Genomic DNA, 21,984 nt, shown 5'->3' on the forward strand with positions numbered 1-21,984 from the left:
CTGACCGACAAACGGTGCCCCTTCCCACATACAAAGCCACGCGGTCGCGGGCGACCTGAAACCGGAACCTCGATGCAGTCCGGAAGCAGCCACGACTGGCGCGACTAGGACTGGCTCGCCGGCGACCCGAGCCGGCCGCTGCGACGGTGTGGCGGATGTTGTGTGAGATAGACGCCTTGCCGACGGCCTCGGCGAAGGCGACGCACTGGGGGCTACCGCCCGCGGGGTGTGCACTGCCTCGAGCCCGCCGTCTCCCCCTGCGCCAAGCTCCTGAAGGCGGCGCCCTCGTCAGCACACAGATTTGTGGGATCGGCTGCCCTGCCAGAAACGGACAACCTCCAACAAGTCACGACCGGCCGGCCAGGGACTCGGGCGACGTGTAGGCCAAGGAGTCACGACCCGCGGGCGCTCAGCCGGTGTCGAGCCGCCCCTTCAGGCCGGCGAGCTCGCCAGAGAGCGTCGCGGGGAGGGTGTCGCCGAACTTGTCGAACCACTCAGCGATCTGCGGCAGCTCGTCCGTCCATTCGGCGGGGTCCACGCGGAGCAGGGCCTCCACGTCGGCCTGGTCGAGCTCGAGGTCGGCGACGTCGAGCGCCTCGCGCGCCGGCACCAGCCCGATCGGCGTCTCGACGGCGTCCGCCTGCCCTTCGAGGCGTTCGATAGCCCACTTGAGCACCCGGCCGTTCTCGCCGAAGCCCGGCCACAGGAACGAGCCGTCGTCGGCGCGCCGGAACCAGTTGACGTAGAAGATGCGCGGGAGCTTCGCGGCGTCGTGCTCATCGCCGACGTCGAGCCAGTGCTGGAAGTAGTCGCCGGCGTCGTAGCCCATGAACGGAAGCATCGCCATCGGGTCCCGGCGTACGACACCGACCTTGCCCTCGGCGGCGGCCGTCGTCTCCGACGACAGGGCCGCGCCCATGAACACGCCGTGCGCCCAGTCGCGTGCCTCCGTCACGAGTGGCACCGTCGTGGCGCGCCGGCCGCCGAAGAAGATCGCGGAGATAGGTACGCCGCGCGGGTCGTCGTACTCCGGCGCCAGGATCGGGCACTGCTTGATCGGCGTGCAGAAGCGGCTGTTGGGGTGGCTCGACGGTTCGCCCGTGGTGGCCGCACCCGACGCCGGCGGTGAGCCGGGCGGTGTCCAGTCGCGTCCCTTCCAGTCGGTGAGGTGGACGGGCGGCTCGCCGCTGTAGCCCTCCCACCACACGTCGCCGTCGTCGGTGAGCGCGACGTTGGTGAAGATCGAGTTGCCACGCTCGATGGTGCGCATGGCGTTCGGGTTCGTCTTCCAGCCGGTGCCGGGCGCGACGCCGAACAGCCCGTACTCCGGGTTCTGCGCGTAGAGCCGACCGTCCGGACCGAACCGCATCCAGGCGATGTCGTCGCCCAGCGTCTCGACCTTCCACCCGGGCAGCGTCGGCTCGAGCATCGCCAGGTTGGTCTTGCCGCAGGCGCTCGGGAACGCCGCCGCGATGTAGTGGACGCTCTGCTCCGGCGAGGTCAGCTTGAGGATCAGCATGTGCTCGGCCAGCCAGCCCTCGTCGCGGGCGATCGCGCTCGCGATCCGCAGCGAGTAGCACTTCTTGCCGAGCAGGGAGTTGCCGCCGTAGCCCGAGCCGTAGGACCAGATCTCGCGGGTCTCCGGGAAGTGCGAGATGTACTTGGTCTCGTTGCAGGGCCACGGCACGTCGGTGTCGCCCGGCTCCAGCGGCGCGCCGACGGAGTGCAGGCACGGGACGAAGGCGCCATCCTCGCCCATCCCGTCAAGGACGGCTTGCCCCATCCGGGTCATGATGCGCATCGACGCGACAACGTAGGCCGAATCGGTGAGTTCCACGCCGAACAGCGGCTCGTCCGCCTCGAGGGGACCCATGCAGAACGGCACGACGTACATCGTCCGGCCACGCATGCTGCCGCGGTACAGGTCGATCATCGTCGCCTTCATCCGCTGCGGGTCCATCCAGTTGTTGGTCGGACCCGCGTCGGCCTCGCGGCGGGAGCAGATGAAGGTGCGTTTCTCCACCCGCGCCACGTCGCTGGGGTCGGTACGCGCCCAGAAGGAGTTGACCTTCTTCGCCGGGTTGAGGCGGACCAGCGTCCCGGCATCGACGAGTTCGGCGGTGAGCCTGGTCCACTCATCCTCCGAACCGTCGCACCAGTACACCTGGTCCGGCTCGCACAAGTCAGCGATCTGCTGCACCCACGTACGGAGCCGGGCATGCCTGGTGGGATGGGCCACGGCCGTTTCGCCGCAGGGACTGATCACGTGGCCGCTCGGTGTGGTGGTAGTGGACATGCGGATTACGTTAAGTGGCCCCTTGCGCTGTGTGCTACGGCCAAAGGTCTGCCAGACAATCCCGGGTCATAGTTGATCTACGTACACAGACGATCTGACACGCCCCCCGAACCGCTTCGCCAAGGCGTTGATCGACAACCCCTCCACGCCTGCGATATGGCGGATCTCCGCGAACTCTTCCACCCTCGACCTCAACGGCCCCTCCTCGTTGCGTACGCCAACGAGGCCACCCCTAGCCCTGGGCCAAATCAGACCGACACGAACACCCGGACCGTCGCAAGTTGGGCCAGATAGAGCGAAACCCTAGGCCAGATAAGACTGACAAAGCCACCGAGAGGCGGATCCGCGCCCTGTGACCACGGCGGGCCGTCGGCTGGCTGGATGCCCGCAGCAGGGTGAGCCTTGCCGTTAGTGGTAGCTCAAGGGCGGTGTTCTTCGGGGGCTTCAATGAGGAGATGGTCGGGGACTGGCCACCCCACGCCCTTCAGCGCCGCGGCGTAGCAGACACGGCTGGCCAGCTCTTTGATCATCGCAGTCGCAACGGCGTCGCCCAGGTGGGCGTCGGCGGGCTCCTGGAGGAGTTGGGCGGTGGCTGTGCGCATCTGGGCGTGTGGGCGTTCCCGCTCACGGGTCGCCTCATGCAACTCCTGCATACGCGACGGCTCGGCATCACCGGGCGCTCCGGAGCGCATCGTCGGGTTCACGGCGTTCCACTGGAGCGACGTTGAAGGTCAGCGCAGGTCGCCTCCCACGCATTGCGCTCAGCAGTGCTGTCAACCCTGAACCCGGTCAGGCTGCCCACCAGCCAACCCACCACACCGCGAGTGGTGCCGACGACCGTAGCCACCGCTTGCACGGACAACCCGGAAACACCGGCCCCAGCAACATCCTCCCCGATCCCCAAACCGCTGCTCACTTACTAACCTCCTTGCCTGCAGTTATCACCGGCAACATGCCAAGACATACCCCTATACCGCACCAATCAAGCAGTCGCCTGCGATGGCCCGTTCATCCGTCGAGGGCATGAGGCAGGAGACCGGAGGTCGGAAGCGGTGACCCTACCTACATACCCACAGGCAAGGAGACGTAACTGGAGCCGCTCGCGACGCGGAGTCGTGGACACGGGCGGTGTGAATCCGCAAGGCTAGCGCCCTTGGATATGGGTCGACGACGTGCTGATCTCGAAGCGGTGCTTAGCCGTTTGGAGTCGAATCCCCTGCTGTGAGGTCATGCTGCCGGAGGCCCGGTCAGTTCCGCGCTGACGACCTCGACGAACTGGCCCAGCCGCCGCCCTGAAACGTGCCGGGCGAGGTCGGCTTCGCTGATCATGCCGGCGACACGTTGGCGGTCGAGCACTGGCAGCCGATGGATCCGGTGCTCCTCCATCGTCTGCAGCACCTCGTCGACGTCGGCGTTCGCATCGACCGTGTACGGCTGGCCTTGCGCTAGTTCGCCAGCGGTCACGTTCGCGGGGTCGCCGCCGGTCGCGACACACTCCACGACGATGTCGCGGTCGGTGATGATGCCCTGTAGGCGGTCATCCTCGCCACAGATCGGTAACGCACCGATGTTCAGCTCGCGCATTGTGCGTGCAGCGTCCTGCACTGTCTCGTTTTCACCGACGCAGACGCACCCGGCATGCATGATGTCTCTTGCGTTTGTCACGATAACCCTTCCATTTCTTGCTTGAAATTAGACGCTCTTCCGAGATGCCTCGTCGACGCGACAAAGGGTCGCCACCACGAACGGTTTGAGCCGCGCGCCGAAGAACCGGTTCCGTGGCATCTTCGACTTCAGCGAATTCGATCCGCCGACCTCCTGTGCAGTGCCGGACGCGGACTGTTCGCGGGACCTTCGCCCGGCACAGGTGGCCGCCGCAAGCGATCCCCAGCACACACTCCCCCAGCGGCCCGGAAGATCAGCGGGGTCGCCTCGACCTGCCGACGCCGGGGCGGCGGCCCCAGCCTCCTTGCTGCGAGTCAAGCGAGGCGGCAAACCCGGATATCCCGGGACGGCCGAGACCATGCGACGCCGCCGTACCACCACGCCGTCGGCCGCGGTCATCGACTCCGCCTCGATCAAGGGGGCCGAGGCCGTCGCCAGGCACAGCAGAGGCTATGACGCCGGGAGGAAGATCAACGGACGGAAAACGTCACATAGCCGTGGACACCCTCGGCCTGTTGCTCTGCGTCGTAGTGACCGCCGCATCGGTCCAAGACCGCGACGCGGCACCTGCCCTCCTGCGCCAACTGGCGGCCTGCTGCCGACGGATCAGGCCGGTCTGGGCCGACCGCGGCTACGCCGGCAAACTCCTGTCTTGGACCAAAGAGCAACTCGGGCTGCGCTTCGATGCCCCACGATGGCGTTCCCGCTCGTCAGTGCTGTGGTCTACGGCTGACCGAACGACGACACGATCGCCGCGGCGCTCGAGGTGTTCCGTCCGGGCAGTCGGACCGAGGTTGCCCAGCAGCAGCCTGGCCCCGTCCTCGTCCACTCTCAGGTCGACGACGGGGAAGTACGGCACTGGGCGCGAGCTGGCCGGCAGTGCTGCGCCGAGGCGAGGATCCGGCCGATGCCGGCCCCCACGTGCAGTGGCGGGAGGACCCGGTTCAGCCGTCGACGGACCCGAGGTTCGCCAACCCGCGCAACGAGATCTGGCTCGACTTCACCACCGACCGCAACGGCGTCGGCGTCGCGGCGAGCGTGGTGCGCTGGCCGGTCTGCCAGAAGACGGCCGGTTCGGTCGTGCTCCACGTGCACACCAGCACCGAGCCGGGTCAGGCCGGGATGGCCGGTGCTCGACTCGCCTGCGTGAACGTCGACTTCTCGGCTGGCTGACAGACGCACGGCGCTTCGCCGCGATTGCGAACGCGGAAGGTCGCCGTCAACTCCGGCGCCGGACCTCCACCTCCGGCACGGAGGCCCTGGCGAACGTCCCTTCCCGGCGCATGGCGTGCCAGCGCAGCGGCGCGCCGACCACCGCCGTCACCACGGACTGGATGACGACCATGTACATGAGTTGGCGGTACACGAACTGCTGAAGTGGCAGGGTCCACAGCGACGTGAGACGCTCCCGATCCAGCCGGAGCGCATAGGCGCCCACGACCATCTGCAGAATCACGAACGCCACCCAGACGGCCAGCACCTTCGACGGTCTGCCGAAGAGCACGGCGTACAGCGCGTAGACATCAACGGCCGGCGCGAACAGGGGCAGGGCGACCTGGAAGACGGCGAGGTAGGTGAGGCCGCGCCGACCGAACCGGCCGGCGGCACCGCCTTCGATCACGGCTCGGCGGTGCTTCCACATCGCCTGCAACGTGCCGTAGCACCAGCGGTAGCGCTGCCGCCAGAGCTGCTGGAGTGAGCCCGGCGCCTCCGTCCACGCCCGGGCGTTCTGCCTGTAGACCACCCTCCAGCCGACCCGGCAGATCGCCATGGTGAGGTCGGTGTCCTCGGCGAGGGTGTCGTCACTAACCCAGCCCACGCTTGCCAGCGCACGGTAGCGGAACGCGCCGATGGCACCCGGCACCGTTGGCATGCATTCCAGTAGGTCGAACATCCGCCGGTCGAGATTGAAGCCGATGACGTACTCGATGTGTTGCCACTTCCCGAGGATCCCTCCCCGGTTCCCGACCTTGGTGTTGCCGCTCACCGCGCCCACCTCCGGATCGGCGAACGGCTGGACCAGGCGGCGGATGGCGGCGGGCTCGAATACCGTGTCGGCGTCGACCAGGACGAGAATGTCGTGATGTGAGTACGCGATCCCGGTGTTCAGCGCGGCGGGTTTCCCGGCGTTCCGTTGACGGATCACGGTGACCCCGGGCAGCCCGAGGCTGGCGGCGATGTCCGCCGTGTCATCGGTAGAGCCGTCGTCGACGACGATCACCTCGATCTCGCCGGGGTACTCACTCGCCACGAGGGACCGCAGCGTCGCCGCGATCCCGGCCGCCTCGTTGTAGGCGGGCACGATCACCGACACGGGCGGGTGGTACCACGCCTTCGTGTTCATGGAACCCGCCCGCCCGTGCGCTCGGGACGCACGCGTCCGCGCGCCACGGGTGCGCAGCCGTATCGCCCGGGACCGGGAGCGAAGCGCACGAGCCTGGGCTCGCAGAGCGCGGGCCTGGGCCCGGAGAGCGCGCGCACGGGCCCGGCGGTTCCCCAGCTCATGGCGCCACGCGAGGAAGACCATGACAAGGAGCCGCCCGAGCGTGAGGAAGCCGGCAGCCGTCGTGGCGACCGCGAGAGCGATGGCGGCGATCGCACCCGCGTGCTGCGCGCCCACCAGGACGAAACCCGCGGACCGGTCGACAGCGCTCGCCCGCGGGTTGACCTCCGGCAGATGAAGGGCGTCGGAGACGGTCGTGAAACGGTACGCGCGCTGTTGGAGCTGCGTGATCAGCTGGTCGAGCGCGCGGAGGACCGCGGTCCGGTCACCACCGGCGTCGTGGAGGCGGATCACCGCACCGCGACCTTTGGTCGGTGTGGCTGCTGCCAGGATCTGCTTCGTCGTACGACCCGAGGAGTCACCCGTGTCGTGGTCGGCGAGAACGACGAGATAACCCCGGCGGGCCGCGTCGCGGGCGGCGTCGTATTCGGTGGCGTCAAGCGCCGACGGCACTGAGGTGTATGGCGGTCGGAACAGGTAGGTGTTCACTCCGGCAACCCCAGCGAGGGCTCTCTGGGTGAGGGTCAACTCCAGCGCACGCCGCCAGCCAGGTGCTCCCGCGAGGTCGATGTGGGTGTAGGTGTGGCTGCCGATGTCGTGACCCTCCGCGAGGATCCGGTGGGTCAGCCCCGGATGCGCGGCGGCCTTCGAACCCACGAGGAAGAACGTCGCGTGGACGTTGTGCCGGCGAAGGAGTGCGAGGACCTGCGGCGTCCAACGGGGGTCGGGCCCGTCCTCGAAGGTCAGAGCGATGGTACGCGCGGGCATCCCGGTCTGAGCTGGCTGGGAGCGGCGGAGATCGAGGACCCCGCCGGTGCCCGTGAGTGGCGCCTTCCGCGCGGCGGCGTCGCCCCCCGACCGCCCGGTTCGGTGCTCCGATGCCTTCTCGATGTACCCATTGACCAGGAGGACGGCGCCCAGGGACACGAGCAGGATGCAGACGAGCGTCCAGTGATGGCGCGGTTCGCGGAGTCTGACGTGTCGGGGCATGCGCGCTAGCGGCCGGCCTCGAGACCGGGCTGGGTCGTGACCGTTTCTGGTGCGCCTTCGACCGGGTGTTGGATCGCGGGCCGGGGAGTGAGTCGCCGGAGCATTGCCGCCTTTCGACCGTAACCAGGTGGCGTTTCTCTCGCTGTGTCCCCCGAACGCAGCCGACGGTGTCGGCCTGTGGCGACGACGTGTGTCGCGGCCTTGAGCTGACCACCATAAACCGTGCGAAGGCGCACTTCGCGGCGGGACTTGTTGTGGGGGGAGGTCGCAGCTCTACGCGACCGTGTCCTGTCGGGTGGTAGCCAGATCTCGGGTCCTGGCGACGTCCGTCGCTGGAGCGTGGGGAGACGGCAGAACTCGTCTTCTCACCTCGCGCCCTTCGAAACCAGGCCCTGGGGGATCGGGTCGCCGGAGCGCAGCGCGTCGAACAACGCCTGCGCCTTCGGGCGATCCCACACCACCGCGGTGCCGGCCGGTGTCCGCGCGAACGGGTCCGCGACCGGCACGGTCAGAGTCGTCCCTCTTCCCGCGGAAACCGCGAGCATCGCCAGGCTGAACCGCGCGAGGTCGAAGCCACCTGTTGTGTCGCCGACGGTGAGCGCATCGCCGTAGGCCAGTCCGACCCGCGTGTAGCGGATCGGGTTGCCTACCGTCGACCCCGTCAGGGTCTCCTTCATCACCGTCGACATGAACTCCCGCTGCCGTTTGACCCGGCCGAGGTCACCAAGCGGGTCGAAGTGACGGGCTCGGACATAGCCGAGCGCGTTCGCGCCCCGCAGGTTCTGGCATCCGGCCGGAAGATCGATGTGTGCCTTCGCGTCCTTGACCGGCCCGGGGAGACACATCCGGACACCGCCCAGCCCGTCGACCACGTCGACGAACCCGCCGAAGCCGATCTGCACGTAGCCGTCGATCCGTAGTCCGGTGGCGTCCTCGAGGGTCCGTGCGAGCAGCTTCGGGCCTCCGAAGGCGTACGCCGCGTTGACCTTGTTCCGGCCCGCGCCCGGGATCGGCAGGTAGGAGTCTCGCGGAATGGAGAGCAGCGTCGGGGACGACGGCACGGTCGGTACGTGCAGCACCATGATGGTGTCGGTACGCCGGCCGCTGGCGCTGCCGGTGCCGAGCTTGACCTTCTCCTCCGCGGTGAGCCCTTCACGGCTGTCGGAGCCGACGATGAGGTAGTTGGTGCCCGACGCGTCGACCGGCCGCTCACCCGCCGGCTCGAACGCCACCTTGTCGACGCGGTCCCACACCAGGACAGGAACGCCGATCAGGAACACGACGTAGGCGAGTACCAGCAGGAGCGCCCACCGGAGGACCCGGAGTGGACGGCGGCGCTGGATGCGGGGGAGCCTGGGGTAGCCGGACCCGTCCGGGGGCTGCAACGGCGGGTCGCCTGGTGGCAGATCGTGGTAGCCGCGCGGCGGCAGCCGGTAGGGACCGCTCAGGTGACCGCTGCGCCCGACGACGCCCCGCTGGTCGTGCTGGTGGTCGACCGGCTGGTCGTGCTGGTGGTCGACCGGCTGGTCGTGCTGGTGGTCGACCGGCTGGTCGTGCTGGTGGTCGACCGGCTGGTCGTGCTGGTGGTCGACCGGCTGGTCGTGCTGGTGGTCGACCGGCTGGTCGTGCTGGTGGTCGACCGGCTGGTCGTGCTGGTGGTCGACCGGCTGGTCGTGCTGGTGGTCGATGCGCTCGTCAGTGTCACGGTCTCGGACGCGCCAGTCGCCCTGGTCGCCCTCCGCGCGGCCGCGGGGATGGCGGGGCTGGCCGCTCGGTCGCGCCGGGGGACTCGGGTACGCAGGGCCGCCGTCGCGTGGCGCCGGTGCATACCCGCCGTCGCGGCGTGGCCGCCTCTGCGTCTGTGTCGGGTCGGGCTGGCCGCGCGGAGGGCCCGCGTGCCTCGGACGAGACGGCGGTCCCATGGCTCTGTGCCGCCCGGCCCCGTCCTCGACCCGGTCGTGTCTCGAGTCGCGCCCGACGTCTTCGTACTCCTCGGGTCCTGGGTGGTGTCCGCCGTTCGGCATCCGTGCACGTTACCCGGCGGCCCTTGGTACCGATACCGTCGATCACGGCTGGTGGCCCGCTGGCTGACGGATCTCCGAGGGCGTCGCGAGCGCACTACTACGATCGCCGTTCTGGTGCCCACCGACCGGTTGCTCGCGTTCGCGGCCTGTCCTTCCTGCTGATCGTGGTTCCCGGACCCAGCCCGCTCTTCGTGGTCGGGAGAGCCCTGGCGCACGGGCGCCGCGCCGCGCTGACCACCGTCTGGGGGAACGCGCTCGGTCACCCGGTCTGATCCCCACCCGGCGGGAGCGTGGCAGCCGCGCGCGGGCTCGGCTGCCGCAGCGAATCCCTTCCTCGTGGGCCTTCCGACCGAAGATCCACGGCTCCCACCCCTTCGAACGGAGCGATTCGCCATGAACGACTACCTGCTCCACAAGCTCGCCGAACAACGCCGCAACGACCTGTACGCCTCCGCACGCCAGCGCATGCTCGCCCGCGAGGCCGGCTTACGTGGCTGGCGCCTTCTCCGCATCGCGAGGCCGGTGTGCGCGCGGACGCTGCGCCGCCTCGCCGACAGGATTGAACCGACGCCCCGCCGGATCTACGAATGCTTTCCGGCTGACCCATGAGATCAGCGCTCGAGGTAATGGAGGACATGGATGCCTGCCACACCGTCCGCGACCGCGCTCACGTGCGTGGTGCTCGAAGGTCGTCTTATACGTCTGGAACCGCTCGGGCATCGGCACGCCGCCGACCTTGCCCGCGCATGTGAGGAGGACCGGAGCTCGTACGCGTACACCTGGGTGCCCACCGCGACCGAGGTCGATGCGTACATCGATACGCAGCTCGCGCGAGCAGCAGCCGGGAAGCTGGTGCCGTATGCCGTCGTGGAGAAGACAACAGGACGAGCAGTAGGAGCGACCGCCTACTGGGACCCGCGGCAATGGCCCGACGGTAGCGGGCTGTGCGCGGTCGAGATCGGTTTCAGCTGGTTGGCCGCGTCGGCGCAGGGCCGTGGGATCAACGCCGAGGCCAAGCTACTGCTCTTCGACCACGCCTTCACCGCGTTTGGCGTGGCCCGGGTCGATCTGAAGACGGATGCTCGCAACCGCCGCTCGCGCGCGGCCCTCGAGAGGGCGGGGGCGACGTTCGAGGGCGTGCTGCGCCGCTGGTCGCGTTCGTGGGCGCCAGGAGAGGAGGGGCGGCTGAGAGACTCAGCGATGTACTCCATCGTGGCCGAGGAGTGGCCAGAGCGCCGTGCCCGGCTGACCGCCCGCCTGACCGGGCACGGTCCGGCATCGATCAGCATGTCCGGATCAGCACCCGCATCCTCAGCGGCTGCAGCAGTATCGGCGTCTACACCTGACGATGTGGGTGAGGTGATTCCGCTGGAAGGTGCGCTCAACGCACGGGCCGTCGCCGGTTTCCGCATCTCGGACGGACGGCGAATCAAGCCCGGCATCGTGTACCGAAGCTCCGCCCTGTCGTACCTGATCGACAGAGACCGTGCCACGCTGCAGCGCCTCAACATCCGTACGGTCATCGACCTCCGCGGCCCAGCGGAACAAACGAAGGCCCCCGACCGCCTGCCGGCGGGAACGGTCTCGCTCAGTGCACCGGTCGACCAGGACGACCTGGACTTCACCAGGATCGATGCGCTGTTGGATCGGCAGGGCTTCTCCTCCCAGATGCGCAACCGGGAAAAGGTCAACGCCTACGGCCCGTTCTATCGGATGCTCTCCCTGGTGAACAGTTACGGCGAACCCGGATTCCTACCGAAGCTGGCCGCCTACAAGACGTTGTTCGACCGGATTCTCGACGCCCGGCGCGCGGGTGCGATCCTCCTGCATTGCACCGGCGGACGTGACCGCACCGGAATCGCCACTGCGATCCTGCTGCGCACTCTCGGCGTCTGCGAGCAGACGATCGAGGCCAACTACCTCGCGTCGAACCTTCTCCTGCAGCCAGACCGCGACGACCCCGCCAGCACGTCGTTCCAGCGGTTCACGTTCTCCAACGTCTACGTCCAGCCCACGAGCAACCATTTGTTCCAGAAGGTCGCCGCCGACCTCGACGAGACGCCGCAGCACATCTACGACGCCGTCAAGCTCCAGCCCGAGTACCTGAGGACCCTGTGGGCCCACATCGACCAACAGCACGGCTCCTTCGGGACCTTTCTCGCGACCGAGTACGGCCTGACCCCCAAGCGGATCGAGCAACTCAAGGACGTCATGACCTCCTGACACCCAGTCCGGGCGTCGAGGCCAGGAAACGCAGCACCTGGCCGCAGGGGGCTCGCGCACGTCAGGACCCATCGCACGTTGCATGAACGCGCGGGCCACATGCATGTCAAAGCGGCTACTCGAAAGGATGCACGCCATGTCAGAAGTGGTCTCACACTATGAGGAGCTGCTGGCGCAGCACTACACCTGGATGCTTGGTGCAGATTTCGACGAACTCGTCACCGAGCAGCGTCGTCTGCTCTCCTCGTGCGGAGCCACCTCACCCCAGGAGCAGAACACCGTCGCCTTGGACCTCGGCTGCGGATCGGGCATTCACTCAGTCGCGCTGGCACACTTGGGGCACGACACCGTCCTCAGTGTCGACATCAGCGCGACCCTCATCGCCGAGCTGGCGGACCGGGCCTCCCGCTTCCCGGGGATACGGCCCATTCGCGCTGATCTGTGCGCTGGCCTGGACGCCATCGTCGAACCACGGTCGATCGCAGCCGCGGTGTGCATGGGCGACACCCTGCCGCACCTTCCGGATACCAGTGCGGTCCGGCGGCTACTTGACGACACCTTCGACGTGCTCCTCCCGGGAGGTGTCTTCGTTCTTTCCTTCCGTGATCTGACCACGCCTCTGGTCGGGCTGGACCGGTTCATCCCGGTGCGCGCCGACCAGCACCGGATTATGACGTGCTTCCTGGAAGACGAGGGAGACGCAGTACGCGTAACCGACCTCATTCACATGAAGGACCCCGACGGGTCCTGGCGGCTGGGCAAGAGCAGCTACCGCAAGCTCCGCCTGCCCCCAGTTTGGGTCGCGGGGCAACTACGCGAAGCGGGATTCGCCGTGGCCCACCTTGAGCCGGGGCCTCGTGGAACGTGCGTCATCACCGCTCGTCGTCCTGAGTAGGTGGCATTCGCGTGTCGCAGCCCGGTCCTGCGGGGCGGCCGCGACGTGGTGAGGGGCGCGTTCTGCTGGTCACCTCGCCAGCCTTCCGGCCTGCGTACGTGCTCGCGCCATTGCTGACCGCTCTGCTGGCCGGTGCGCTTGCGTAGATGCTGGCGGTAGTGCCTGCTCCCCCGCTTGCCTTGTCCCTGGCTTTTCTTTTGCGTAAATGCTTGCGGAATCGTCAGCAGAATCGCTCGCCGGTGCCCTGGCAGGCGTGCATGCTGGAGTGCCTGCGGCCTTGCTGGCTCGCCTACCTGCGGGGCCGCCGGCCGGTCGGCTGGCAACTTCGCCAGCTACCGGGCTTGCCTCGACGTCAGCAGCCTCGCCTCCCTCCGCGCGCTCGACGGCCGCGCCGTTGACGTCACCTCGTACGGCCGGAGCGCACTTCGCCGAGATCCCGAGTGCACTGACGCCAGCTGTCAGAGCCGCTCGACCACCTATTCGAAGCGGGCGGTGAGGGCGGCGGCGTCGCTGGCGGGCCGCGACGACGCCCCGGGCCCTGCCGCCGCGAAACCCTGACAACATCTCTCTGCTCTCCCGCAGGCTCACCAAGGCGGTGCTCGGTGGCAAGGAGGCGTCCGTCCGCGAGCTCGTCGCCGGCATGACCCACCCCCAAGCGGTCCCACGCCCGAGGGAGCGCCGGTCGATCGGTGGTGGCTGCGATCGACCGGCGCTCGTTGCTCATCGGGTTAGGAGGTGATGGGTCAGGAGGCGATGTAGGAGTAGAGGTCCTCCATGACCTGGTCGGGGTTGTAGAGGTAGATGTGGTCGGTGACCGTGTCGGCGAGCACCGGAGTAGTCAGGCCGTTGAAGTGCGCGTTGGGCCGGTCGGTGCCGGGGCCGACGTAAACCTTGTGGAGGCTGCCCGGTTCGATGACAGCATCGTCGCCCACCCGCAGGAGGGTGTTGCCGAACTCGCGCAGGGTGTAGCCGCTGATGTTGATCGGCTTGTCGGTGGTGTTGCGCAGCGCGACGTACTCGCCCCCGTTGACCGCGACGTCGCTGCCCTCCGGGTTGTACACCACGCTGTCGACGATGACGCCGCGGTTGGTGCGCAGCGGCTTCTTGTCGGCGAGCACTGCCTTGGCGACGTTGGGCACGTCGGTGAACATGTAGTCATAGCCCTGGTGTTCGATCATGCTCAGGAGCGAGGGACCGTCCTCGACCTCGCTGACGACCTGCAGCCCGAAGGACTGGACCCGCCTGACCTGGGAGGCGGTGGTCTGCACCGGGTTGCCGGCGACCGCGGTGGTCCAGGTGGCGAGCTCGGTGAGCACCTCGTCGCTCGCCGTCATGAAGGGGTAGCCGCTGCGGAGCAGCAGGGTGGGCACCTCGGGCAGCAGCGCGTGGAACTGGCGCAGGCCGGCCTCGTCGAAGGACTGGACCCAGATCTGGGGGGCGCGGTTCTTGGCCTTGAGGTCGTGGGTGTAGCCCCAGGCGCGGAGCTCCTTGGCCAGGTTCTCCACCATGCCGGGGTAGAGCGTCGGGGACTTGAGCTCGGGGGCAAGGCCGGCTCGACCGTGGTTGAGCTCGAACCACTCGTGCAGGGTGAGGATCTGCTGCCCGGCGAAGGCGGGGTCCCACCACGAGCCGGCGTCGAGCTGCTTGATCTCGGCCAGGGTGAAGTCAGCGACGTTCCACGGGGCACGGTCGGGGAAGACCTCCTCGACGTTCGTCGTTCGCGCGAGGGTGTTGTCGTGGATGACGACGAGCACACCGTCCTTGGTCTGGGCCAGGTCACCTTCGAGGACGTCCGCCCCATCGGCCAGGGCACGTTCGTAGGCCGCGGTGGTCTCCTCCGGCGCGTTCTTCGATGCGCCGCGGTGTGACCACACGACCGGCCCGCGGGGGTTCGCGCGGTGGACGGCACCCTGGTTGGTGTCGGTGGCCGATGCCGGCGAGGCCTCCGCGGGAGCGATGGCTGCTGCCGCGGCGGCCAGGGCGACGACGAGGACGAGTGCCGATCGCAGATGGTCGACGATGAACGCTGGGCGTTGCATGGGGGCCTTCCGAGTAGTAGGCAGCACACGAGTGCACTTTTCCAGGCGAGGGAAACGTAAAGACCCGCCTCATCCAGCGGATGAATCCCTAGCGACGATGCGACTGACGGCCAACAAACGCCGAGAACGCGACAAGAAGCCGGCATACCGAAAGGGGTCTGCCGTGGCCCACGGACCGGCCACTCCCCGCATTGCGCGTTCCCGCAGGGGCTCGTACCGTTACACGTATCGAAGTTCGGCTCCACTGAGCGGAAACATCAGTGGGTGGCAGGTCGACAAACAGGAGGGCAGCGTGGAGGACGAGCCCGGGGTGACGCTGCGCCGTGAGCGCGGGGGCTTGCAGGGCATCGACCGTCTGGTGCGCATCTTCGAGGCGGTGGCCGCCGGGCCCGCGCCGCTGTCGAAGATCGCCTCCGAGTCCGGCCTGAGCGATGCGACGACCTTGCGCTACCTCGGCAGTCTCGTCTCGCACGGACTGCTGGAGCGCGACCCGGACAGCCGGCTCTATCGCATGGGGATGCGGATGTTCCTGCTCGGCCGTAGCGCGATCGGCGGCCGGGACTTCATGGCTGTGGCCACCTCGGCGATGGCCCAGCTCGTCGACCAGATCGATGAGACCGTCAACTTCGGTGCCCGTGTGGGCGTGGATCTCGTGATCGTCCGCGTGCTCGAGAGCTCCCAGCCCATCCGGATGGGCGCTGCCGTAGGAGACAAGGACAGATGGCACTCCTCCGGTCTGGGCAAGGCGATTCTGAGCACCTTGCCGGCAGAGGAGATTGGAACGCTGCTCACCGAACACGGGATGGCCGAGCTGACGCCGAGGACACTCATCACGCCAGAGGATCTGCTGCGCGATCTGGCCCGGGCTCGGACACGTGGGTTCGCCACCGACGACGAGGAGTCGGTCGAGGGCCTGCGGTGTGCGGCCGCACCGATCAGGGACGCGAGAGGCACCGCACGGTACGCCCTCAGCGTGAGTGCACCCGCCTACCGCCTGCCACACTCCCGACTGCTGGAGGTGGGTGAGGCTTTGCGCGCCCAGGCCGAGGTGCTCGAGGCGCTGCTCGACCACGCCCCCGCCGGCCCGCGAGCAGACGCGGCGCGGTGAGGATCGCCGACGCCTCTTACTCGACACTGCTGCGGGATCGGCGCCACGCGGACTACCCGGCCTGGTCGCCTGGCCACACCTCAGGTGTGAACGGACCTCGGCCCTCACCCCCGCCGCGGCGGCGCGCACCTAAGGTCAGGAGCTCTCCCGCTTCTCCCAGCCGGGTGCGAACATGTTCCAGAACCCCTCGGTCGGCGGATGCTCGGCGAAGACGGCATCGTCGAGCTCGACTCCGATACCTGGGCGTTCCGGGAGACCGACCCTGCCGTCGGTGATGGGGAGGGTTCCCGGAAGCGCGTCGAACACGAACGGCTCGAGGAGCCCGTCGAAGGTCTCCAGTACGAGCAGATTCGACAGGCCGAGCGCGGCGTGGACGGATGCAGTGGTGCAGAACGGCGAGTTCGAGTTGTGCGGCGCCACCAACATGCCGTGCATCTCCGCGATGGCGGCGATCTTGCGTAGCTCGGTGTACCCCCCCGCCATGGACAGATCCGGCTGGATGATGTCCACCGCGTTCGAGGCGAACAGCCGGGCGTACTCGTGCCGGTTGTGGAAGTGCTCGCCGCCGGAGATCGGCATGCTCGCCCGCTGCCGTAGCTCGGCGTAGCGCTCGATGTGGGTCCACGGCAGGGGCTCTTCGAACCACCCCACGTCGAATGGTTCGAGCTCGCGCACCAGCCGCGCCGCGGTGGGGAACGCGAATCTCGCGTGGCCCTCGACATAGAGCTCGACAGCTGGACCTACGGCCTCCCGGACCGCTGCGACGATGTCCAGGGACAGGCGCAGCTCCGTCTTGTCGAGGCTACCCAGCCCCGCGCCGAACGGGTCGAACTTGAGCGCGGAGTACCCGCGGGCCACTGTCTCTTTCGCCTTTTCGGCGAAGATCTCCGGGACCCGATCGCCGGTGTACCAGCCGTTGGCGTAGACCGGGACGCTCGCCCGACACGCGCCGCCGGTGAGTCGGTAGACCGGCAGGCCGAGCGCCTTTCCCATGAGGTCGTACAGCGCCTGGTCTATACCGCTGACGACGATCCCTCCGATGTCGCCTCCGCGGAGGAAGTCGCCCTGGTACATCCGCAGCCAGATCTCCTCGACGTCGAACGGGTCGGCTCCGAGGAGATGCCGCTTTGCCATGGACACGGCCAGGTCGCAGGTCTGCTTTCCGCGGTAGGGGTGGGTGATCTCGCCTACGCCGGTGAGACCCGCGTCCGTGTGGACCCTGACGAAGGAGAAGTCTCGCCATGTGGTGCCGAGCGTGAGCGTCTCGACCTTGCTGATCCGGCCGGCCGAGGTGGTCGGCCGCTCCGTGTCGACGGTCAGCATCAGTCGCTCACGCCCGTCGTCGCATCCGCGACGTCCACGTGGTCGACGCCTTGGCCCATGTTGAGTCTCCTCGGTGAGAGTTGGTCTGTGCTCATTCAGTCCTTCAGTCCTCCGACAACAGAGCTGAGGGGAAGGAGGTTGACTGGTCTGATCGGCAGGCGGTGAGCGCGGCGCCACCGACTCCGGCCGCCAGGGACAGGAAGGTACGGCGCGAGTGAAGACGTGACGGAGTCATGCGAGGGGACTCTCCGCGCCGGGCTCGGTCCCGATGCCTCCTGTCATCCGTCGCGGATTGGGTACGGAGCACCAGGCCCCGCCCATGTTGATGGAGGTCTCGGACACGATCGCGGGCAGCGACATGTCGAGGGCGTCGTACACGTCGATGGTCGTCGCCCCCGCCGGGGGTACACCGTCACCTCGGATCGTCTCGACGAAGTCGAGAATCGGCCACGCGTCAGCGCCCCAGTGGCCCGCCTCCGACGGGATCCTCTGATACCTCTTCGGCAGGAACGTCTCGGCATGGGCGTCGAGTGGTTCCCAGGCCAGGTCGGGACTCTGCCCACGTAGGTAGAACCGTGGGCTCTGGTCCGGAGCGCGGGCCGCCTCGTAGGCGCCCTCCGTTCCCTGGAGGCTGTAGTAGTCCATCAGATGCGGCCGGTTGGAGAGCATGTCCAACCGGACCCGCAGAAGAGCACCGCGTGAGGTCTTCCCCAGCATCAGCACGGTGTCGTCGAGCTCATGCTCCGGGGCCGTGTGGCGGCCGGTGCCGACGCAGCTCAGGGAGGTGATTCGGTCCCCGAACCACTGCAGGAGCGGGCCGACACTGTGCGTGGGGTACGTGACGCCGTTGCGGCCGGTCTGCCAGTAGTAGCGCCAGGTGGGATCACCGGACTCCGTGCGCTGGAGGGTGTGCAACTCGTGCAGATATTCGCCTTCGCCGTAGTAGAGGTCTCCGAAGATGCCCGCACGAGCCATCGCACGCACAACGAGGTTCGGTCTGATGTAGCAGTAGTTCTCCGCCATCGCATACATCGCCGAGCTCCGGCGTACGGACGCCACGAGGGCATGTGCCTGCTCGAGGCTCACGACCGCCGGGACCTCGGAGAGGACGTGGACGCCCGCGTCAAGGGCAGCGACGGCTTGCGGTGCATGGTGGTGCTGCGGTGACGACAGGACGACGACGTCAGCGTGGTCGAGCAACTCGTCAAAGGTTTCACATCGTACGGGCACGTCGTACTCGTCAGCGAACTTCGCGATCGTGCTGGAATTGGGGTCATAGGCCGCATGCAGCCTCGCCATTCCGGCCACCTCGGCTGCGCGAGCTCCGGCGACGAAGCCAGCGCCGCGATGGGCACCGGCGATTCCAATGCGAAGAAGTCCATCACCCATGCGGGGTCACTCCGCCTTCCGTCTGCAGACCAGCCGCGGCTTCTGCTCTGCCGTGAGCACTCTCACTCAGTGAAAGAACCTTTCACTGGCAGGGATCTACTCATTGATCCACACCCCGAATCAGGTGTCAAGACAGGAGGGTGTCCGGTCGGCGTCGTTCAACGAGGGGCAACACCCAGGACGGCGCCGTCCCCGCTTCACTAGTACCTCGCCCACCCTGCCGGGTCGGCGTCCGCCAACTGGGGAAGGGCGTGAGCGCGGCCCGGAGCGAACTGCTCGAAGGCGGCGATCTGGTCCGGGTTCCGAACGGTGCCGATGACGGTATGGCCGGGCCTCGAGGGCCGCGGCGGCGAAGGCGCGGCCGCTGCTCACGCCGGTGATGAGAAACGTGCGGCGTCTCTTCGTTGGAATCGGAAGTGGCAGACGGTGGAGCGCATAAGCCCGTCGAGTGCAGTGCGCGCGAGCTTCTCGGCGTGTTCGTCCGTGAGGTCGTAGTGGCCGGCGAGCCTGCGGAAGATGAGTGGCCCGAAGAGGATGTCGGTGACGTCGTCCACGTCGGTGTCGGGCGAGGCGTCACCGCGGTCGACGGCGCGTTGCCACAGTGTCGACGGCCTCCGGCGGGACGTCTCCCGGCCAAGGTCGGTGTCGCCGTCAACGGCTGTTCGCGGATGCCTCGTTCGAGGTGGTGACCGCACCTGGATCGGTGGAACGTTGCGGCGCCGCGGAGCCTACCGCGGGCTTCGACCTCGCCAACCACAGGTTGGGGACCAGCCCCTACGCCTCGTCCTCGGTGAGCTCGAGCATGTCAGGCATCGCAACCCTTGCATCCGGACGGCCTTGGCGTAGGCTTCCCGCGTCTCGCCTGATCGAACCGTCACAGAAAACTCGCGGGGTGACGAAGGGAATTAAAGTTAGGGTCTGACCCGAAAATCTCACGGTCACCAGTCAGGCGGCAGCGAACCCCCGACCAGTGATGACCGGTCAGGGCTGGAGTGGTGGGTGGCTGTTAGGCGATTTCGGGTTCGATGACAGCTTTCCCGTTGCGGATGAGGATCTTTGGCCGGTGGCCGCCTGTAGCTGGGTGGCCAGGTTGCGGGCGTGGCGTTCTTTGCTGATGCGGGATTCGTAGTGGTCGACGCCGAGGTCGTGGAAGCGGGCTTCGGGTTCGGCGAGTAGGTGGTAGGCGATGGTGAGCAGGGTGTTGCCGATGGCGACGATTGCTATCTGCTTGCCGCGGCGGCGGGCCAGGCGCCGGTAGCGGGCGCCGAGGAAGGTGTCGGTGCGGGCTGCTGCGGCGGCGATGTTGCCGAGCGTGGCGGCCAGCCATGGGTTGCCGCCGCCGCGGCCCCTGTTCTGCCTACGCGCGAGTCGCCGTGCCGACCCTGCTGCTGGGCGGCGACCGCAGCCCGGCACGGAACACCGCGGCGCTGGACGCCATCGAACAGGCGATGCCGCACGCCGAACGAGTCGTGATGCGTAACCGCGATCACGGCGCCGACGTAAAGCACCCTGCGGACGTCGCGCACGCCATCGAAACGCTCGCCAGCAAGGCCCTGGACGCACAGTGAGCCGGCTTGCCTCGAAGGCTCCGCCTGACCTTGGGGCCGTAGGCCCTGCGCCCGAGAAGACCGCCCCTCTTGCCGCGGGATCGCCGCGCGCCTATTCTTAGACCGGCATGCGGTTTATCAATGGCGGTGGGGCGGCGACGGATGGCTCGAACGGTAGATCGGGCGGCGTACGCGATGCGGCGAGGGGAGATCCTCGATGTCGCACAGTCGTTGGTGCAGACCCGCGGATACGAGCAGATGAGCATCCAGGACGTCCTGAGCGAGCTGGACATGTCGAAGGGTGCCCTCTACCACTACTTCCGTTCGAAACAGGATCTCCTCGCGGGCATCGTCGATCGGATGGCGGATCAGGTCCGGGCCCGGCTCGCGTCAGTTGCCGAGGACCCACACCTCGACGCCCTCGACAAGCTGAACCAGATCTTCCAGGCGCTCGCGGGCTGGAAGGTGCAGCGCCGCGACCAACTGATCGCTCTCCTTCGCGCCTGGTGCTCCGACGGGAACGCGCTCATGCGCCAGAAGGCGCGCGCCGGAATCACCGATCGCCTCGCGCCACTGTTCGAGCTCGTGATCGAACAAGGTGTGGAGGATGGCAGCTTCACCTTGTCGGTCGACGTCGGGTTCGGACGGGTCCTGGTCTCGCTCATCCATGAGCTCAACGACCGTCTCGGCGACCTGTTCCTCGCCCACGAAGCTGGCACCAGCGACCCCGCCGCCATCGAGCAGAACGTCGCCGCCTACACGACCGCCGTCGAGCGGATCCTCGGAGTCGCCGAAGGTTCGGTCACACTCGTCGACCTGACCGTTCTCCGCGCATGGTTCGACCCGCACTGACAAGAGAAGGGAAACCCTTCATGGAACTCGCGCTGAAGGTTCTGCTGATCCTTTACTGCGTGCAGTCGCTCGTCAAGTTCGCGGTCCACTTCCTCCTGCCCTACGGCACGAGGATTCGACAAATGGAGAAGAACTACGCCAAGGATCACAAGGTCATCGCCATCTACGACGAGATCACACTGCTCGTCCAGCTCGTCCTGGTGGCGCTGTTGCTCGCCACCGGCATGGAGTACCTCAGCTTCTTCACCGGACTGTTCGTCGGGATGAGCGTCATCCAGGTCTACATCCATCGCTTCATCCGACCGCTCCCGGACGACAAGATGCCGGCGAGCCCGATGCCACCAGTCAAACTCGTGTCGTTCGCCATCCAGGCACAGCCAAGCCTGGCCTGGCGGGAGTACGTTCTCATGGCCGCCGCCTCCGTCTGGGGCCTGTACGCCCTCATCGCCTACGGCCTGGTTGGCGCGTAGGCGGTCTTCGAACGACGCCGCGTCGACGCCGCACTGGACGAACTCGGCGTGAGACACGCCATCGTGGTGGGCCATTCGACCGGTGGCTCGGTCGCCACCGCCCTCGCCGAGCAACGCCGCGACCTGGTGACCGCACTCGCGCTCATCGACACCGGACCGCGCCTGGACGCCTTCATCTCCGATGGGCCCGTCGGCCAGCTCATGTTCACCCCGGTTGTCGGGCCGCTGCTGTGGCGGCTTCGGACCGACGGTCTGCTCCGCCAGGCTTCGAGCACCGCCTTCAGCAGTCCGGGCTACCAGATCCCCCAGCAGCTCGTGGATGACGTGCGCGGCATGACCTACCACGCGTTCACCGCGACGTCGCGCGCAGCTGATGAGTACCTGAAGCGACGTGCGCTCCCCGATCGACTGGCGCCCCTGGGCAAGCCGATGCTGGTGATCTTCGGCGAGGACGACCGGCGATGGCGATCGTCCTCCGCCGCCGACTACACCGCAGTTCCAGGCGCGAGAGTCGAGCTGCTGCCCGGTCTCGGACACTCACCCATGCTCGAGGATCCACCGCGGACCGCCGCACTTCTCCTGGCCTTCACCGCGCTCCACGCCACGCAGGCCGACTGAACGAAACGATGAGCCTGCGAATGTGATCAGAGAGTTGTGTCC

General features: G+C 67.7%; 19 protein-coding genes and 2 pseudogenes. 11 read left to right on the plus strand and 10 right to left on the minus strand.

All coding sequences use genetic code 11. The features are described 5' to 3' along the window. Positions 1–409: 409 nt before the first annotated feature. The 3 genes from HEB94_RS01775 to HEB94_RS01785 form a co-directional block, all read right to left on the minus strand. Positions 410–2,296 (minus strand): phosphoenolpyruvate carboxykinase (GTP), encoded by a 1,887-nt coding sequence (locus HEB94_RS01775; RefSeq protein WP_192748330.1) that lies wholly within the window; start codon positions 2,294–2,296, stop codon positions 410–412. A 419-nt stretch (positions 2,297–2,715) separates the two neighbouring features. Then, positions 2,716–3,000 (minus strand): hypothetical protein, encoded by a 285-nt coding sequence (locus HEB94_RS01780; protein ID WP_192748331.1) that lies wholly within the window; start codon positions 2,998–3,000, stop codon positions 2,716–2,718. Between the two features lie 523 nt (positions 3,001–3,523). Next, on the minus strand, positions 3,524–3,940 hold the full coding sequence (locus tag HEB94_RS01785) for a CBS domain-containing protein (RefSeq protein ID WP_202896979.1): 417 nt from the start codon (positions 3,938–3,940) through the stop codon (positions 3,524–3,526). Between the two features lie 473 nt (positions 3,941–4,413). Here HEB94_RS01785 and HEB94_RS50040 point away from each other — a divergent pair. Together HEB94_RS50040 and HEB94_RS01790 are read left to right on the plus strand one after the other, a co-directional pair. Further along, positions 4,414–4,605: pseudogene (locus tag HEB94_RS50040) on the plus strand (transposase); the annotation flags it as partial. A gap of 235 nt (positions 4,606–4,840) precedes the next feature. Further along, positions 4,841–5,134, plus strand: coding sequence for a hypothetical protein (locus HEB94_RS01790; RefSeq protein WP_192757180.1), 294 nt, complete (start codon positions 4,841–4,843; stop codon positions 5,132–5,134). Between the two features lie 46 nt (positions 5,135–5,180). Here the strand turns inward: HEB94_RS01790 and HEB94_RS01795 are convergent, their stop codons facing one another. Together HEB94_RS01795 and HEB94_RS01800 are read right to left on the minus strand one after the other, a co-directional pair. Next, positions 5,181–7,454, minus strand: coding sequence for a bifunctional polysaccharide deacetylase/glycosyltransferase family 2 protein (locus HEB94_RS01795; RefSeq protein ID WP_192748333.1), 2,274 nt, complete (start codon positions 7,452–7,454; stop codon positions 5,181–5,183). Positions 7,455–7,819: 365 nt separating this feature from the next. Next, positions 7,820–8,839: an LCP family protein gene (locus tag HEB94_RS01800; RefSeq protein WP_202896055.1), complete on the minus strand. Its 1,020-nt coding sequence runs from the start codon at positions 8,837–8,839 to the stop codon at positions 7,820–7,822. 63 nt (positions 8,840–8,902) lie between these two features. Between HEB94_RS01800 and HEB94_RS01805 the strand changes: the two genes are divergently transcribed. The 4 genes from HEB94_RS01805 to HEB94_RS01820 all read left to right on the plus strand — a co-directional run bounded on the left by HEB94_RS01805 (position 8,903) and on the right by HEB94_RS01820 (position 12,596). Then, positions 8,903–9,640 carry a hypothetical protein gene (locus HEB94_RS01805; RefSeq protein ID WP_192748334.1) on the plus strand — a complete coding sequence of 246 codons (738 nt, stop codon included), beginning with the start codon at positions 8,903–8,905 and terminating at the stop codon, positions 9,638–9,640. 231 nt (positions 9,641–9,871) lie between these two features. Then, positions 9,872–10,087, plus strand: a complete 216-nt coding sequence (locus tag HEB94_RS01810) for a hypothetical protein (RefSeq protein WP_192748335.1) — start codon at positions 9,872–9,874, stop codon at positions 10,085–10,087. A gap of 30 nt (positions 10,088–10,117) precedes the next feature. Continuing rightward, on the plus strand, positions 10,118–11,701 hold the full coding sequence (locus HEB94_RS01815; RefSeq protein ID WP_192748336.1) for a GNAT family N-acetyltransferase: 1,584 nt from the start codon (positions 10,118–10,120) through the stop codon (positions 11,699–11,701). 136 nt (positions 11,702–11,837) lie between these two features. Beyond that, the gene (locus HEB94_RS01820) at positions 11,838–12,596 is read left to right on the plus strand and encodes a class I SAM-dependent methyltransferase (protein WP_192748337.1); all 759 of its coding nucleotides are present in this window, start codon (positions 11,838–11,840) and stop codon (positions 12,594–12,596) included. A 743-nt stretch (positions 12,597–13,339) separates the two neighbouring features. Here the strand turns inward: HEB94_RS01820 and HEB94_RS01825 are convergent. Next, positions 13,340–14,635 carry a glycerophosphodiester phosphodiesterase family protein gene (locus tag HEB94_RS01825; protein WP_192748338.1) on the minus strand — a complete coding sequence of 432 codons (1,296 nt, stop codon included), beginning with the start codon at positions 14,633–14,635 and terminating at the stop codon, positions 13,340–13,342. Positions 14,636–14,927: 292 nt separating this feature from the next. On the opposite strand from HEB94_RS01825, the gene HEB94_RS01830 reads away from it, so the two are divergent. Then, complete coding sequence (locus HEB94_RS01830; protein ID WP_192748339.1) at positions 14,928–15,743, plus strand: IclR family transcriptional regulator domain-containing protein; 816 nt, start codon at positions 14,928–14,930, stop codon at positions 15,741–15,743. Positions 15,744–15,878: 135 nt separating this feature from the next. Here the strand turns inward: HEB94_RS01830 and HEB94_RS01835 are convergent, their stop codons facing one another. From HEB94_RS01835 to HEB94_RS01850, 4 genes are all read right to left on the minus strand, one after another. Beyond that, positions 15,879–17,066, minus strand: coding sequence for a mandelate racemase/muconate lactonizing enzyme family protein (locus HEB94_RS01835; protein WP_192748340.1), 1,188 nt, complete (start codon positions 17,064–17,066; stop codon positions 15,879–15,881). A 231-nt stretch (positions 17,067–17,297) separates the two neighbouring features. Then, positions 17,298–18,455, minus strand: a complete 1,158-nt coding sequence (locus HEB94_RS01840; RefSeq protein WP_192748341.1) for a Gfo/Idh/MocA family protein — start codon at positions 18,453–18,455, stop codon at positions 17,298–17,300. Between the two features lie 368 nt (positions 18,456–18,823). After that, positions 18,824–19,150 carry a TetR/AcrR family transcriptional regulator C-terminal ligand-binding domain-containing protein gene (locus HEB94_RS01845; RefSeq protein WP_202896056.1) on the minus strand — a complete coding sequence of 109 codons (327 nt, stop codon included), beginning with the start codon at positions 19,148–19,150 and terminating at the stop codon, positions 18,824–18,826. A 286-nt stretch (positions 19,151–19,436) separates the two neighbouring features. Beyond that, positions 19,437–19,868, minus strand: a complete 432-nt coding sequence (locus HEB94_RS01850; protein WP_192748342.1) for a hypothetical protein — start codon at positions 19,866–19,868, stop codon at positions 19,437–19,439. Here HEB94_RS01850 and HEB94_RS01855 point away from each other — a divergent pair. The 4 genes and pseudogenes from HEB94_RS01855 to HEB94_RS01870 form a co-directional block, all read left to right on the plus strand. After that, a complete protein-coding gene (locus HEB94_RS01855; RefSeq protein WP_192748343.1) occupies positions 19,829–20,023 on the plus strand; it encodes an alpha/beta fold hydrolase in 195 nt (64 codons plus the stop codon). The genes HEB94_RS01850 and HEB94_RS01855 overlap by 40 nt on opposite strands. A gap of 141 nt (positions 20,024–20,164) precedes the next feature. Next, positions 20,165–20,854: a TetR/AcrR family transcriptional regulator gene (locus HEB94_RS01860; RefSeq protein WP_192748344.1), complete on the plus strand. Its 690-nt coding sequence runs from the start codon at positions 20,165–20,167 to the stop codon at positions 20,852–20,854. Positions 20,855–20,874: 20 nt separating this feature from the next. Further along, positions 20,875–21,324 carry a hypothetical protein gene (locus tag HEB94_RS01865; RefSeq protein WP_192748345.1) on the plus strand — a complete coding sequence of 150 codons (450 nt, stop codon included), beginning with the start codon at positions 20,875–20,877 and terminating at the stop codon, positions 21,322–21,324. Between the two features lie 27 nt (positions 21,325–21,351). Beyond that, a pseudogene (locus HEB94_RS01870) lies at positions 21,352–21,942 on the plus strand (alpha/beta fold hydrolase); the annotation flags it as partial. Positions 21,943–21,984 lie beyond the last annotated feature (42 nt).

Source organism: Actinopolymorpha pittospori, from assembly GCF_014873875.1.
GTDB classification, from domain to species: Bacteria; Actinomycetota; Actinomycetes; order Propionibacteriales; family Actinopolymorphaceae; genus Actinopolymorpha; species Actinopolymorpha pittospori.